This window comes from Streptomyces sp. NPDC040410 (genome assembly GCF_055595715.1).
In genome coordinates this window covers 138,741-153,123 of the sequence record NZ_JBVIVK010000012.1, presented here as the reverse complement: position 1 = coordinate 153,123, position 14,383 = coordinate 138,741, and the positions used below count along the sequence as shown (strand labels likewise).

12 protein-coding genes, 1 tRNA gene and 1 pseudogene are annotated in these 14,383 nt (G+C 71.2%); 7 read left to right on the top strand and 7 right to left on the bottom strand.

Going from position 1 to position 14,383, the window contains the following annotated elements; translation table 11 throughout:
- Positions 1-19: 19 nt before the first annotated feature.
- Positions 20-1,381 carry a peptidoglycan-binding protein gene (locus ACZ562_RS23945; RefSeq protein WP_471182564.1) on the bottom strand — a complete coding sequence of 454 codons (1,362 nt, stop codon included), beginning with the start codon at positions 1,379-1,381 and terminating at the stop codon, positions 20-22.
- 177 nt (positions 1,382-1,558) lie between these two features.
- Between ACZ562_RS23945 and ACZ562_RS23940 the strand changes: the two genes are divergently transcribed.
- The 3 genes from ACZ562_RS23940 (at position 1,559) to glxA (ending at position 6,030) form a co-directional block, all read left to right on the top strand.
- Positions 1,559-1,632: transfer RNA gene (locus ACZ562_RS23940), tRNA-Lys, on the top strand.
- A 490-nt stretch (positions 1,633-2,122) separates the two neighbouring features.
- Positions 2,123-4,096, top strand: coding sequence for a glycosyltransferase family 2 protein (locus ACZ562_RS23935; protein WP_471182562.1), 1,974 nt, complete (start codon positions 2,123-2,125; stop codon positions 4,094-4,096).
- A complete protein-coding gene (gene glxA / locus ACZ562_RS23930) occupies positions 4,093-6,030 on the top strand; it encodes a radical copper oxidase GlxA (RefSeq protein WP_471182560.1) in 1,938 nt (645 codons plus the stop codon). Before ACZ562_RS23935 ends, glxA begins: the two co-directional genes overlap by 4 nt.
- Positions 6,031-6,130: 100 nt before the next feature.
- Here glxA and ACZ562_RS23925 read toward each other — a convergent pair whose 3' ends face one another.
- Positions 6,131-7,165 (bottom strand): glycoside hydrolase family 6 protein, encoded by a 1,035-nt coding sequence (locus tag ACZ562_RS23925; RefSeq protein ID WP_471182557.1) that lies wholly within the window; start codon positions 7,163-7,165, stop codon positions 6,131-6,133.
- Between the two features lie 165 nt (positions 7,166-7,330).
- Between ACZ562_RS23925 and ACZ562_RS23920 the strand changes: the two are divergent.
- Together ACZ562_RS23920 and ACZ562_RS23915 are read left to right on the top strand one after the other, a co-directional pair.
- Positions 7,331-7,783, top strand: a pseudogene (locus ACZ562_RS23920) (GAF domain-containing protein); the annotation flags it as partial.
- Positions 7,784-7,896: 113 nt separating this feature from the next.
- On the top strand, positions 7,897-8,082 hold the full coding sequence (locus tag ACZ562_RS23915; protein ID WP_471182555.1) for an ANTAR domain-containing protein: 186 nt from the start codon (positions 7,897-7,899) through the stop codon (positions 8,080-8,082).
- A 423-nt stretch (positions 8,083-8,505) separates the two neighbouring features.
- Here the strand turns inward: ACZ562_RS23915 and ACZ562_RS23910 are convergent, their stop codons facing one another.
- The 5 genes from ACZ562_RS23910 to ACZ562_RS23890 form a co-directional block, all read right to left on the bottom strand.
- Entirely contained in the window at positions 8,506-9,171 is a 666-nt protein-coding gene (locus tag ACZ562_RS23910) for a class F sortase (protein ID WP_471182553.1), read from the bottom strand.
- A gap of 5 nt (positions 9,172-9,176) precedes the next feature.
- Positions 9,177-9,710: a hypothetical protein gene (locus ACZ562_RS23905; protein WP_471182550.1), complete on the bottom strand. Its 534-nt coding sequence runs from the start codon at positions 9,708-9,710 to the stop codon at positions 9,177-9,179.
- A 112-nt stretch (positions 9,711-9,822) separates the two neighbouring features.
- A complete protein-coding gene (locus ACZ562_RS23900) occupies positions 9,823-10,602 on the bottom strand; it encodes an HAD-IIA family hydrolase (RefSeq protein ID WP_471182548.1) in 780 nt (259 codons plus the stop codon).
- A 115-nt stretch (positions 10,603-10,717) separates the two neighbouring features.
- Positions 10,718-11,491 (bottom strand): hypothetical protein, encoded by a 774-nt coding sequence (locus ACZ562_RS23895; RefSeq protein WP_471182546.1) that lies wholly within the window; start codon positions 11,489-11,491, stop codon positions 10,718-10,720.
- Between the two features lie 81 nt (positions 11,492-11,572).
- Positions 11,573-12,703: an ROK family transcriptional regulator gene (locus tag ACZ562_RS23890; RefSeq protein WP_471182543.1), complete on the bottom strand. Its 1,131-nt coding sequence runs from the start codon at positions 12,701-12,703 to the stop codon at positions 11,573-11,575.
- A 48-nt stretch (positions 12,704-12,751) separates the two neighbouring features.
- On the opposite strand from ACZ562_RS23890, the gene ACZ562_RS23885 reads away from it, so the two are divergent.
- Both ACZ562_RS23885 and ACZ562_RS23880 read left to right on the top strand, forming a co-directional pair.
- Positions 12,752-13,849, top strand: a complete 1,098-nt coding sequence (locus ACZ562_RS23885) for a Gfo/Idh/MocA family protein (protein WP_471182541.1) — start codon at positions 12,752-12,754, stop codon at positions 13,847-13,849.
- Positions 13,846-14,349: a heme-degrading domain-containing protein gene (locus ACZ562_RS23880; RefSeq protein WP_471182538.1), complete on the top strand. Its 504-nt coding sequence runs from the start codon at positions 13,846-13,848 to the stop codon at positions 14,347-14,349. The genes ACZ562_RS23885 and ACZ562_RS23880 overlap by 4 nt, the downstream gene beginning before the upstream one ends.
- The last annotated feature ends 34 nt before the right edge of the window (positions 14,350-14,383 follow it).

Genomic DNA, 14,383 nt, shown 5'->3' with positions numbered 1-14,383 from the left:
CAGATGCGTCAACAGGTGGTCAGGAAAAGAGCCGCCGCCAGGTCTCGGGCCCCGGATAACCGTCCGCCGCGCCGCCCCGCCAGCCCTGGGCGCGCTGGAAGTCCTCGACGCCCCGCCGGTCCGCCTCGCTCCAGCGGGGCGCCGGCCCGGTCGTGTAGTGCTTGCCGAACCCCTTCTTCACCAGCTGCTTTCCGAGCCGGGTGACGTACTCGTTGGCCGCTCCGGGCCGGAACATCGCCCGCCCCGGATAGCCGGGCACCCCGTGCGATGAGGGTGCGGGCGGTCCGGCCGCGCCGGCCGCGACGTCCTTGCCCCCGCCGGTCATGAGCAGCGCCCAGGTCTGCGGCCCCGGCAGCCCGTCCGCTCCCGCGCCCGTCCAGCCCTGGGCCTGCTGGAACGCCAGGGTGGCCCGGCGGTCCGCGTCCGTCCAGCGCGGGCCGGGACCGGAGGTGTAGAAGCGGCCGGCTCCGCGTTCGACGAGCATCCGGCCGAGCTGGGTGACGTACTTGTTGTCGGCGCCGGGTCCGAAGTACGCCGCTCCCGGGTAGGGCGTCGCCTCCGCGCCGGTGCCCGGTGCCGCACCCGTACCGGTGCCGGCGTCCGGCGCCGCGCCCGCCGCGCCGGTTCCCGCCTCAGCGCCCGCCGCGGCGCCCGCGAGACCCTTGTAGCGGTAGGCGACATAGCTGTCCGAGTGGCTCCAGTAGGCGTAGGGGGTGGCCTGGCGGCGGGCGTGCGGGCGGGTCTCCTCGTAGGCGATGTAGTAGGTATGCGTGTAGTCCGTCCAGCCGCCGAAGATGACGACGTGGGAGCCCCGCTCCGGGTCCGCCGGGTTGTGGAACAGCAGGATGTCGCCGGGCTGCAGATCGTCCTTCGCGATGCGCACCCCGTACTGGTCGAGGCTGCCCGTCCACTCGTTGCCCGGCAGGTTCCAGGCCATCGAGACGAAGCCCGAGCAGTCCTGCCGGTACCCGTCAGGCCGGTAGTCCGACAGGCTGTACGGCACCTTCGCGGCGACCCACTCCTTGGCCCGCCTGATGATCTCCGCGCGGGTGGTCGCCGGCGTCGTGAGCGGGCCCGCCGGATGAGCCGCGGTGCCGCCCGGGCCGTGCAGCGGGGCCTTGCCGCCCTGCGGTGTGTCGGGCTCGTCACCTGCGGGAACGCCTGGCCGTTCGGGTGCGTGGGGGGCGGCCAGGGCCGGTGCCGCGTGGCCGACGCCGAGGGCGGCGGAGGCCGCGGCCGCCAGGATCACGGCGCGGTGGGCGGCCGGATGGCCGCGGGTGCGGCCGGCCCGGGAGTGCGGCAGCACCCGACGCCAGTGAACGCATCCGGGGCAGTCGCAGTCGCTCGCGGGATCGAATTCCTCGAATACCGGAGTCTCCATGCGACGCCCCTCACACTCCAGGTGGAAATGTCCGCAACTGTGCACGTTCGCCAGTTTCCCAACTGTGTTCGGGACGCGCATGTTGACGGTCCGAATGATGTACACGGGCCCGGCCCGGGACGGGCCCGCCGGTCGGGAGCATCCTCGGGGGTGGGGTAAAGTCGTGCAGGTCAGCAGGCGCCGCTAGCTCAGTTGGTTAGAGCAGCTGACTCTTAATCAGCGGGTCCGGGGTTCGAGTCCCTGGCGGCGCACCGACACAGCAGGCCCTCCGTTCACACGGGGGGCCTGCTGCTGTTTGGTGCCATGCGATCCGGTGATCAGATATGGGCGGAGAAGGCCATCAGAGAGCACTTCCGTAACATCCGTGCCCGCCTGCCTGCAAAGGCTCCACAAGCTCCCCACAGGCCTCACAATGAGCGCCTATGACCGGTAAACAGCTCGTTTCGCATCTTGCGATCATGATGAACGCCGTAGAACCCTGGTGTGCAAGATGCTGTGGATTCGCGGCACTTGGGGGGCAGGGAACCGGTTGCCGGTGTTGCGGGGGGAAGGGGGCCCCGGCCATGGGGGATGTCGAGGGGGGCATCCTGCAACCGGACGGTCACAGTCTGATGTCCATGTGAGTGCACTGTGTGATCACTGTGACCCGCCATTGAAACGCCTGTGACGGCCAAGGGGGGGCCGACCAGGTGTCGAGGAACCGACGAACACGCGGTGACCCGCGTGTTGGGGGGATGACTCATGACGTCGACGCCGACGGGCGCCCGGCAGAACTCCGACTCGTCTCGGACCACTCAGCTCAGAATGCCTTCGCACCGGTCCGGGAACACGGGAGCCCTGCACCGGATCAGAACCTCGCTGCCGAAGTACGACTACGAGCACTACAGCCGGCTGGCGGGTCCCCTCACACAGCCCGATCCGGCCAAGCCGTACAAGGTGCAGTACCGCTCCCTGATCTCACAGGAACCGCACCGTGTCCGGGTCGCCCTGATGCTGGCGGCGGCGCCGCTGCTCTCGCTGGTCCTGCTCGGCTGGCTGCTGCAGCCCGAACACTGGACCGAGCGCGACTACCCGGCCTTCGAGTGGCTGCCCGCCCTCGACATCGTGATGCTCGTGTCGATCGGTCTGATCGAGTTCTTCCGCTGCATGAACGTGCTGTCGAACGCGCACGCCACCCTCGTCGCCCGCGATCCGATCCCGGTGGTGCCGGAAACCGGCACGAGAGTCGCCTTCCTCACCTCCTTCGTGCCCGGCAAGGAGCCCCTGGAGATGGTCACGAAGACCCTGGAGGCGGCGGTCAGGCTGCGCCACCGGGGTCTGCTGCACGTCTGGCTCCTCGACGAGGGCGACGACCCCGAGGTCAAGGAGGTCTGCCTGCGGCTCGGCGTGCACCACTTCTCCCGCAAGGGGGTCGAGAAGTGGAACCGCCCCAAGGGCCCGCACCGCGCCAGGACCAAGCACGGCAACTACAACGCCTGGCTCGAGGCCCACGGCGACGACTACGACTACTTCGCCTCCGTCGACACCGACCACGTGCCGCTGCCGAACTACCTGGAGCGGATGCTCGGCTTCTTCCGTGACCCGGACGTCGGCTTCGTCATCGGCCCGCAGGTGTACGGCAACTACGACACGTTCGTCACCAAGGCGGCCGAGTCGCAGCAGTTCCTCTTCCACGCGCTGATCCAGCGCGCGGGGAACCGCTACGGCGCCCCGATGTTCGTCGGCACCTCCAACGCCGTACGGATCAGGGCACTGAAGCAGATCGGCGGCCTGTACGACTCCATCACCGAGGACATGGCCACCGGCTTCGAGATGCACCGTCACCGGAACCCGGCCACGGGGAAGAAGTGGCGGTCGGTCTACACGCCGGACGTGCTCGCGGTCGGCGAGGGGCCGGGCGCCTGGACGGACTTCTTCACCCAGCAGCTGCGCTGGTCGAGAGGGACGTACGAGACGATCCTCAAGCAGTACTGGAAGGGCTTCTACTCGCTGCCGCCGGGCAAGCTCTTCAACTACACGATGATGATCATCTTCTACCCCATGTCGGCCCTCAACTGGATTCTCGCGGCGCTGAGTTGCGCGTTGTTCCTGGGCCTGGGCGCCTCGGGTGTGAACATCGACCCGACCGTGTGGCTGATGCTGTACGGCAACGCCTCCGCGCTGCAGATCGGCCTGTACGTCTGGAACCGCCGGCACAACGTCTCCCCGCACGAGCCGGAGGGGTCGGGCGGTGTGGCGGGCATGGTGATGTCGGCCCTGTCGGCGCCGATCTACGCCCGCTCGCTGATGGACGCCGTGCTGCGCCGCAAGAGCAAGTTCGTGGTGACGCCCAAGGGCGACTCGGCCAGCCCGGACACCCTCTTCGGGACCTTCCGCATCCACCTGTTCTTCATCCTGGTCTTCGGCGCCTCGATCGCCGCCGGAGCCGTCTTCGGGCACTCCCACCCAGCGATGATCACCTGGGCGTCGTTCGCCCTGCTGATCACCGCGTCGCCGGTCTTCGCCTGGCGGTGGACGCTGCGCGCGGCGAAGAGGCGGCCCGCCGCCCCGGCACAGGCCGAGCCGCAGGACGCGGCCCCGGCGCCGGCTCCCGCGGCGGCCTCGCCGTACGCACCGCAGGCCCCCGCGCACAGACCCGGCTGGGCCGCCCCGGACGGGACGGGCGGGGAGACCATGCAGATCGCGCTGGGCGGACTCGGGGGACGTAAGGAATGAACGACCGTGCCGGACACCGTCGGGCCCGTCGTCTCGCGCTCGGTACGGCGGTGGTGCTCGCACTGGCCGGGATGAACGGGCCGTGGGTCTACCGCTTCGGTACGCAGAAGTACCACGAGTACCAGATCAACAGACCCGAGTACAAAGCGGACAACGGCCACTGGAAGGTCGTCGAGTTCCCGGAGGAGTACCGCCAGAACACCATTCACGCCGCGCTGCTGCGGACCGGCAAGGTGCTTCTGGTCGCGGGCTCGGGCAACAACCAGGAGAACTTCGACGCGAAGAAGTTCGACACCAGGATCTGGGACCCGGTCAAGGGCACGATCAAGCGGGTCCCGACGCCCAGCGACCTGTTCTGCACCGGCCACACCCAGCTCGCCGACGGCAACCTGCTGATCGCGGGCGGCACCAAGCGGTACGAGAAGCTGAAGGGCGACGTCACCAAGGCCGGCGGCCTGATGATCGTCCACAACGAGAACCCCGACAAGCCGATCACCCTGCCCGCGGGCACCAGGTTCACCGGCAAGGAGAACGGCAAGACGTTCGTGTCGAACGACCCGGTGCTCGTCCCGCGCGCCGAGAAGGTTTTCGACAAGAAGACCGGCAGGTTCCTGCGCAACGACCCGGGCCTCGGCCGCATCTATGTCGAGGCGCAGAAGAGCGGCTCCCGGTACGAGACCGGCACGCAGGACAACTACCGGATCCAGGGGCTGACGGGTGTCGACGCCCGTAACACGTACGGCATCGCGCAGAAGCTCGCCCTCGACAAGAAGGACTTCCAGGGGATCCGGGACGCCTTCGAGTTCGACCCGGTCGCCGAGAGGTACATCAAGGTCGACCCGATGAAGGAGGCGCGCTGGTACCCGACGCTCACCACCCTGAGCGACGGCAGGATCCTCAGCGTCTCCGGGCTCGACGACATCGGCCAGCTGGTCCCGGGCAAGAACGAGGTCTTCGACCCGGAGACCAGGAAGTGGACGTACACGCCGAAGATCCGTCAGTTCCCGACCTACCCGGCGCTGTTCCTGCTGCAGAACGGCAAGGTCTTCTACTCGGGTTCGAACGCGGGATACGGTCCCGACGACGTCGGCCGGGACCCCGGCGTCTGGGATGTGGACACCAACAGGTTCACCGAGCTGCCCGGCCTGAGCGACGCCGACAGGATGGAGACGTCCGGGACGGTGCTGCTGGCGCCGGCGCAGGACGAGAAGTACATGGTGATCGGCGGCGGCGGGGTCGGCGAGTCCAAGCTGTCCAGCAACAGGACGCGGATCATCGACCTGAAGGCCCGGAAACCGAGGTTCGTCGACGGCCCCACGCTGGAGAAGGGCACGCGCTATCCGCAGGCCTCGGTGCTGCCCGACGACACGGTGCTGGTGTCGGGCGGCTCGGAGGACTACCGCGGGCGCGGCGACTCCGACATCCTCCAGGCGCGGATCTACCACCCGGACACCAACACGTTCGACCGGGTCGCCGATCCTCTGGTGGGCCGCAACTACCACTCCGGGTCGATCCTGCTGCCCGACGGCCGCGTGATGTTCTTCGGCTCTGACTCCCTCTACGGCGACAAGGCCAACACCAAGCCGGGCACGTTCGAGCAGCGCATCGAGATCTACACGCCGCCGTACCTGTACGGGGGGTCGCGGCCCTCCCTTTCGGGCGGGCCGCAGTCCCTCTCGCGCGGGGAGTCCGGGACGTTCACCTCGAAGGGGGCGTCGGCCGTCAAGAAGGTCCGGCTGATCCGGCCCAGCGCGTCGACACATGTCACGGACGTGGATCAGCGGTCCATCGCGCTGGACTTCAAGGCGTCGGATGACCAGGTGACGGTGACTGTGCCGAAGAACAAGAACCTGGTGCAGTCGGGGTGGTACATGCTGTTCGTGGTCGACGGTGAGGGGACACCGAGCAAGGCACAGTGGGTTCGGGTGCCGTAGCCGTTCGTTCGGCTGCGGGTGCGTGGGGCTTGTCGCGCCTACGCGGCGGAGCGGTACGGCGTCACAGCCCCGCGCCCCTGTGAGGGCGCGGGCAGTTGCGTCAGTCGGAAGCCTCGGCCAGCTTCAGCGCGTAGTCCGCCCACCACTCCCCCGCCCTCGGACCGCCCTTGCACTCGCCGTCCGACTCCCCCGGGCGCTTGACCCACAGGTACGCGTCCACCAGAGCGTCCGCCGTCTTCGTCGTCGGGGTCTCCCCGAGCGCGCGGCCGGGCGGGTTGCACCAGCGCTCGTTCGGGTCGCCGCCGGTGTACGGGCCGTTGCCGTTGCGGCTGGTGTCGATCACGAAGTGCTTGTCGCCGACCTTCGCGGACAGCTGCCTGCCGTACGTGATGGAGTCCTCGGTGGAGTAGAAGTTGGAGACGTTGACGGCGAACCCGTCGGCCTGGTCGATGCCCGCTCGCTGGAGAGGCTCGAAGATCTGGTCGGGTTGGCCCCAGCCGGCGTTGCCCGCGTCGACGTAGACCTTGGTGTTCTCCAGGGACGTGAGCTTGGTGACGGCGCCCTTGAGGAGGTCGTAGCGCTCGTCGTGGAACTCGTCCTCTGTACAGCCGTCCACCAGGTGCAGTACGGCGTCCGGTTCCAGGATCACCGTCGCGCCCCGGTCCCCGATGCCTGTGGCCACGCCGTCGATCCAGGCGCGGTAGGCGTCGCCGTCGGCGGCGCCGCCCTGGGAGTACTGGCCGCAGTCGCGGTGCGGAATGTTGTACAGGACCAGGAGCGCGGTGCGGCCGGCCTTGTCGGCGGCCTCGGTGAAACCGCGGGCCTCCTCCTCGGGGTTCTCCGGGCCGATCCATTCGCCGGTCGGCTGTTCGGCTATCTTCCGGATCTGCTCGGCGCCGTCCTTCTCGCCGGCCTTGGCGTAGGCCGCCACCTGCCGGGCCGCATTGCCGTCCGGGTTGACCCAGAACGGGTCGGCCTCCTTGGGCTGTTGGGTGATCCGGGCTCCGGTGTCCGGTCCGTCGTCGCCGCCGGGGTTCCCCGACGAGGAGCATCCCCCGATCAGCAGTGCCGCCCCCAGCACCACCGCCGACGCCCGCGCCCGTGAAGAAATGGCCGCCCCCCTGCTGCCGTACATCCAACTCCCCCTTGGGTGTACCGGTCCAAGTCTCAATCCTGACACAGGAGTCGCTTCACCCACGAGATCGTCCGGGCCTTGTCGGACACCTGTTACAGCCCCCATGGTCGAGGCAGGTGCGCACCTGTGGAGGTGCGCTCGTCGCCGGAAGGGGAGTGCGCGGTCATGCACCACACCACCCGGGAGGCCCGGCTGGCGGCGGCACTGGTAGAGGCGGCGGACACCCTCACCGACGGCTTCGAGGCCGCGGACCATCTGCAACGGGTCCTGGACAACTGCGTCGCACTGCTGTCCGCGCGGGCGGCCGGCATCATGCTGATCGACGGCGGCCGGGCGGTGTCGCTCGCCGGGAGCAGCCGGCAGCGGGAGGTGGCGCTCGACCTGCTGGAGGCCCAGCACGGCGGCGGCCCCTGTCTGGACAGCCACGGCTCCGGGAAACCGGTTCTGCCGGTCTCCATCCAGGCGGCCCACGCGGACTCCCGCTGGCCCGACTTCACCGAGCGGGCGCTGCGGCACCGCATCGCGGCGACCTTCGCGGTCCCGCTGCGCCGCCGGGAGACGCTGCTCGGCGCGCTCAACGTGTTCGTGCCGGCCCTGCCCGAGAGCGACCCGTCCGGCGCGGCCCCGGATGTGCGGGTCGCGCAGGCCCTCGCCGACGCCGCCGCCGTGGGGCTGCAGAACCATCGCACGTACACCGAGTACCGCACCCTGGCGGGGCAGTTGCAGGAGGCGTGTCCAGCAGGGTGCGCGTCGAGCAGGCCAAGGGCATGCTCGCCGAGCGCTGGAACACCGGCCCGGACCAGGCGTTCATGGCGCTCAGGCAGTACGCGCGTCGGCGCCGGCTGCCGCTGGACCGGGTCGCGAGCGCGGTCGTCGAGCGGGTCGCGGACGACGCGGAGCTGCGCCGGGAGGCCTAGGCCTAGGCCTAGGCCGCTCATACGTTCTAGAGTCTTCTCGGACGGCCCCAGCCCCCGGCCAGGCCCTGGTCCCCCTGTGTTTTCAGGCCTCCCGCGGCAGTCGCCGGGTTACTCCCGCAGCCCGTGCGCGCGCGGTTGAGGACCAGCCCGGTCGGCGGCTTCTGGGGGAGCGGGTCGCCGACCGGGCCAGGTGGTCTTGGCGGACGCGTGCCTGCCGGCGAAACCCCGTGCCGCCAGCCAAGGCTGACGCGGCACCAGTGCGGCGAGCCAAGGTTTGCCGTGAAGGAGCGGCGTCCGGTGCGTGCTCTCGGCGTGCCGGCCGGAAGTCCTCGTACTGGACGTACTCGGGCTTTCGGCCGGTGCGGCGGTGCGGCGAGAGGGCGTGCCGGGCGTCGCGACGGGGCGAACCTTGGCTGACGCGGCCTAGGCACGGATTCCGGTGAGGTACGCCGACACGATCACGTTCGCCGTGTAGCTGCGGCTCGCGCGGTCGAAGGTGCCGCCGCAGGTGATCAGCCGCAGTTCGGCCCGCCCCGACTGCCGGGGGCCGTACACCTGCCGGGCGTCGAAGCGGTCGCGGGCGACGACCCGGACGTCGTCGACGGTGAACTCGGCGACCTTGCCGTCGTCGCGCACCACCCGGACGGTCTGGCCGGGCTTGAGCACGCTGATCTTGTAGAAGACGGCGGGCCGGGTCTCGGTGTCGACGTGCCCCACCATCAGCGCGGTCCCGGCGGCCCCGGGTTTCACTCCGTCCGCGTACCAGCCGACGACACCGGGCTGGTCGAAAGGCGGCGGGTCGATCGCTCCCTGCCCGTCCAGCCCGCGGGCCACCACCGGCGCCTGAATGCCGAGACCTGGGATGTCGACGCGCTGCGGCAGCGCGTCCGCGAGCGGCCGCAGCGCGGGCGGCAGTTTCACGTCCGGCGGCCGTCCGACCGCCGCCATGTCGCCGGTGGCCGGCGCTGATATGCCCTGCCGTACGTCGGTCACCTCGCGGCCCCACAGCCACAGTCCGAGCAGCAGGACCGCCCAGGCCACGCCGGTCAGCAGCCGGCCGGAGCCGGCGGAGCGTTCGCGGTCGGACATGGCCGTCAGCCCGTCCCGCGGCTCCGGCGGGCGCTCCGGAGCGCGACGGCCACCGCGGCGGCGCCGACGAGGACCAGCCCGGTCACCGCGTGTGCGGTGCCGGGGCCGTCGGCGTGGGCGTCCACGGCGGAGAGCCGGCGGGCGGCGCCGCCGCCGCCGGCGTGGACGGGGGCGACGGGCGTGGACGGGGCGGACGGATGGACCGTGGCATGCCCCTGCCCGACGGTGAACGTGCCCTTGCGGTCGGCGCCGCCGCAGCGCACCTTCACCTCGTACGTGCCCGCGGTGAGCGTGGAGCGGATGCGGCTCTCGCCGACGAGCATTCCGTCGGTCCCGGTGAGCCGGATGTCCGCGACGAAGGCCGCGGAGACGGCTGTGCCGGTCTTCTCCTTGCAGTCGCTGACCCGCATCGCGACGTCGCTGCCGGGAGCCGGGGACGACGGGCTGACCGAGACACCTCCGTCCTGCGCGTACGCCGTCGGGGCGAAGGCGACGGCGGCCAGGATGCCCGCACAGAGAGTGATTCTTGCTGAACCCATCGTGAACCTCCAGATATCTGGAGCCTCCCCCGCACGGCCGGGCCTCGCATCCTCAGCGCGACCCGGCTGCTCCATTCGGGTGCGGAAGGGTTTCAGGCTCGGGCCCCGCGGCTCAGACCCGGTCGACGAGGTCCGCGATCGAGTCCACGACCTTCGACGGCCGGTACGGGAAGTCCTCGACGTGCTCGGGCCGGGTCAGACCGGTGAGCACCAGGAACGTCTGCATCCCGGCCTCCATGCCGGCCAGCACGTCGGTGTCCATACGGTCGCCGATCATGGCGCTGGTCTCGGAGTGGGCGCCGATCGCGTTGAGCCCGGTCCGCATCATCAGAGGGTTCGGCTTGCCCGCGAAGTACGGCTTCTTGCCGGTCGCCTTGGTGATCAGCGCGGCCACCGCGCCGGTCGCCGGGAGCGGGCCCTCGGTGGAGGGGCCGGTCTCGTCGGGGTTGGTGCAGATGAAGCGGGCGCCGCCGTTGATGAGCCGTACGGCCTTGGTCATGGCCTCGAACGAGTAGGTACGGGTCTCGCCGAGGACGACGTAGTCGGGCTCGTGGTCGGTGAGGATGTAGCCGATGTCGTGCAGTGCCGTGGTCAGGCCCGCCTCGCCGATCACGTACGCCGAGCCGCCCGGCCGCTGGTCGTCCAGGAACTGGGCGGTGGCCAGCGCCGAGGTCCAGATGGACTCGACCGGCACGTCCAGTCCCATGCGCCGCAGCCGGGCGTGCAGGTCGCGCGGGGTGTAGATCGAGTTGTTGGTGAGGACCAGGAACGGCTTCCCCGACTCACGCAGTTTCTTGAGGAAGGCGTCGGCGCCGGGGATCGGTACGCCCTCATGGATCAGCACACCGTCCATGTCGGTGAGCCACGACTCGATGGGCCTGCGGTCAGCCATGCGGGATCTCCTGCCGTACGCATGTGGGCGGTGCTGCGTGCGCCCACCCTAAGCGTCGCCGGGATCTTGGGGGAATGGGCCCGCTCCCGACGACCTCCGCCCTGCCGTTCGCGCTTCAGCGGCGTCTGCGTGCCACCAGCAGCGCGCCGCCCGTGGCGAGCAGCACGGCCGCGGCCGCCGCGACGGCGCCGCCCGCCGGGCCGAGTCCGGTGTGCGCGAGCTCGTCGGCGAAGGGGAGGGGGCCGGCCGGGGCGGTGGCGGAGGCCTCGGGGCGCGGTTCCTCGTCCGGCTCGGGCTCGGGGTCCGGCTTCTGCTTCCGCTCTTTCGCGGCCGGGCCGGCGTCGATGCCGAAGCGGTAGGCGTTCGACTCGCCGATCCAGTCGCCGTCGTCGTCGTGGCGCTGTACGACGGCGGCGTTGACGGTGACCTCGTTGGGGACGGCGTCCGAGGTGACCGAGAGCCGCACCTTCACCGTGAGGGTCCGGCCGGGGCCGACGGTGAACCCGGGGAAGCCGTCGTCGAAGGCGCCGACCAGCTCGTCCTCGTCGGTCGTCTCCAGGCGGACGGAGTGCGGGCGCGTGCCCTCGTAGAACTCGAGGCGGGGCTGCCCGGGCTTGAGCGCGCGCTTCTCGTCGACGAGGACGACGACCGGGTGGACGCCGGAGCAGGTGCGGTCGGTGGTGTTGGTGAGGTCGAGGTACCAGGTGCCGAAGCCGCCGCCGGCCTCGTAGGTGTGGGGGCCGCCGCGGATACGGGTGGTGAGCGGGAAGGCCCGGCCGCCGGCGGCACAGGACGGGGCGGCCTGCGCGTGCGCCGGAGCGGCTGCGGGGAGGAGGGCGGCGGCGGCTGCCAGGCAGAGGGAGGCGGGCGTGAACAGTCGCATAAGCACATGACCATGCCGGGCGGGGGTGTGCGGGTGGCGACGCCGCTCCGTGGAGGTGCGGAAGTCCCCTCGATCAGCGGACGGACGTCACCCGCCGGCCCGCCCGAACAGCGGCGCGAGCAGCAGCTGGGCCGCGCCCTCTGCGACGCCTCGCGCCCCGCCGGGGGCGATCCGTACCGGTACGGCGCCGTCGCGGCCGCCTTCGCGGCGGGCGCGGGCGTCCAGGACGGCCCCGACCCCGCGGACGAACGCCTCCGGCTCGGCGGTGACGGTACGGCCGCCGAGCAGAACGAGGTCGATGTCGAGCAGTCCGACGAGGTTCGCGGCACCCACGCCCAGCACCCGAGCCGCCTCGTCGGTCTCGCCGCGCGCCACCGCGTCCAGGCACAGGGCCTCGATACAGCCGCGGTTCCCGCAGTCGCAGGGCGGCCCGTCCAGCTGGACGACCTGGTGCCCGAACTCGCCCGCGCCGGTCCGGGCCCCCCGGTGGACGGCGCCGTCGATCACGAGCCCGGCGCCGAGCCCCGTACCGAGGTGCAGATACGCGAAGGACCCGCCGCCGCCGTCGCTCCCACCCCCGTCCGCACCCCCTCCGCCGACCGAGAGCCCGAACGCGGCCGCGTTGGTGTCCTTGTCGACCACGACCGGCACTCCGAGCCGCCGGGCCAGCGCGTCGCGGAGCGGGAAGCCGTCCCACTCGGGGAATCCGGTGACCCGGTGCAGGACGCCATGGGTGTGGTCGAGGGGGCCGGGAAGGGCGACGCCGAGGCCGAGAACGGAGGGCGACCGCCCGCCGGGCAGCGCCGCCACCGCCCGGGCCGCCTCCTCGATCACCGCCTCGGAGCCCGCGCCGAAATCCAGCGGAGAGCGCCGTTCGGCGACCACCGCACCGGTCAGGTCGCACAGCACCACCGTCGACTCGTCCCGGTCCACGTGCAGTCCCACCGCGTGTGCCGCGTCGGGCACCAGCCGCAGCACCGTGCGCGGCTTGCCGCCGGTGGACGCCCGGCGCCCCGCTTCCGCGGCGAGACCGTCCTCCCGCAGCCGGGCGGTGATCTTGCTGACCGCCTGCGGGGTGAGCCCGGTCCGCTCGGCGAGTTCGAGCCGGCTGATGCCGTCCGCGCCCGACCCGCGCAGCAGGTCGAGCACGAGCGCGGCGTTGTGGCTGCGCAGGGCGAGCAGATTGGCGCCGCCGTTCGTCCGGTTCACGCCGCCCATTCTCCCCTGTACTTGCACTTTGGCAACAGCGTTGCGAAAGTGGGCCGTATGACTGGCACCACTACCCCCCTCCGCGTGGGCCTCATCGGCTACGGCCTCGCGGGCTCCGTCTTCCACGCCCCGCTGATCGCCGCCACCGAAGGCCTCGCCCTGGACACGGTGGTCACCTCGAACCCTGAGCGGCAGGCACGGGCTCTCGCCGAGTTCCCGGACGTACGCGTCGCCGCCACGCCCGACGAGCTGTTCGACCGGGCCGGCGAACTGGACCTGATCGTCGTCGCGTCCCCGAACAAGACGCACGTCCCGCTCGCGGAAGCCTCCCTGAAGGCCGGTCTGCCCGTGGTCGTGGACAAGCCGATCGCCGGCACGGCGGCCGGGGCGCGCGAGCTGGCAGCGCTGGCCGAGGAGCGCGGACTGCTGCTCTCCGTCTTCCAGAACCGCCGCTGGGACAACGACTTCCTGACCCTGCGGGGACTGCTGGCCGGAGGCGAGCTGGGTGACGTATGGCGGTTCGAGTCGCGCTTCGAGCGGTGGCGGCCGCAGCCGAAGGGCGGCTGGCGGGAGTCCGGCGACCCCACAGAGATCGGAGGTCTGCTGTACGACCTCGGCAGTCATGTCGTCGACCAGGCCCTCGTCCTGTTCGGCCCCGTGACCACCGTGTACGCCGAGTCGGACATCCGGCGCCCGGGCGCGCGCACCGACGACGACACGTTCATCGCGCTCACGCACGCGAACGGGGTGCGCTCGCACCTGTACGTCTCCGCCACCGCGGCCCGACTCGGCCCGCGCTTCCGGGTACTGGGCTCGCAGGCGGGTTACGTGAAGTACGGCCTCGACCCGCAGGAGGCGGCCCTGCGCGAGGGCAGGCGCCCCGGCGGCGGCGAGGACTGGGGCGTGGAGCCCGAGTCGCTGTGGGGCCGCGTCGGCGCCGGCGGTCCCCACTTTGGGGAAGAATCCCCGCTCACCGGCGGCGGAAGCCCCGTACCGACCCTCCCGGGCGACTACCCGGCCTACTATGCAGCAGTGGCCGCCGCCATCACCGGCACCGGCGAGAACCCCGTGACCGCACTGGGGGCGGCCGCGGCTCTCGACGTACTGCAGGCGGCCCGTCGTTCGGCCCACGATGGAGTGGCGGTGACGCTGTGACGCACAACCAGGGAATCACCCCGAAGTTCCGCCCCGAGATCACTCCGAGCGTCGAGGAACTGGAGACACAGGAGCGCCGCCTGGTGTTCCGCCGGTTCACCTACGACGACGCCTGGGCGCTGGGCTCCCTCCTGGTCGACCTGGCCCGCGAACGGCAGGCACCCGTCGCCATCGACATCCACCGCGCCGGCCAGCAGCTCTTCCACGCGGCACTGCCGGGTTCGACTCCGGACAACGACGCCTGGATCGCCCGCAAGCGCCGCGTGGTGGAGCGGTACGGCTCGGCCTCGTATCTGGTGGGAGCGCGCTGCCGCGCCAAGGGCACCACGTTCGAGGACTCCTCACGCCTGGACCCGGACGTGTACGCGGCACACGGCGGCTCCTTCCCCATCACGGTGGAGGGCGTGGGCGTGATCGGCGCGGTGACGGTGAGCGGACTGCCCCAGCTCCAGGACCACAGGTTCGTGGTGGAGGCGCTGGAGGAGTTCCTGGGCCGGTAGCCGACACGGCTGGAGAATCCCGGGGCGCGGGGAA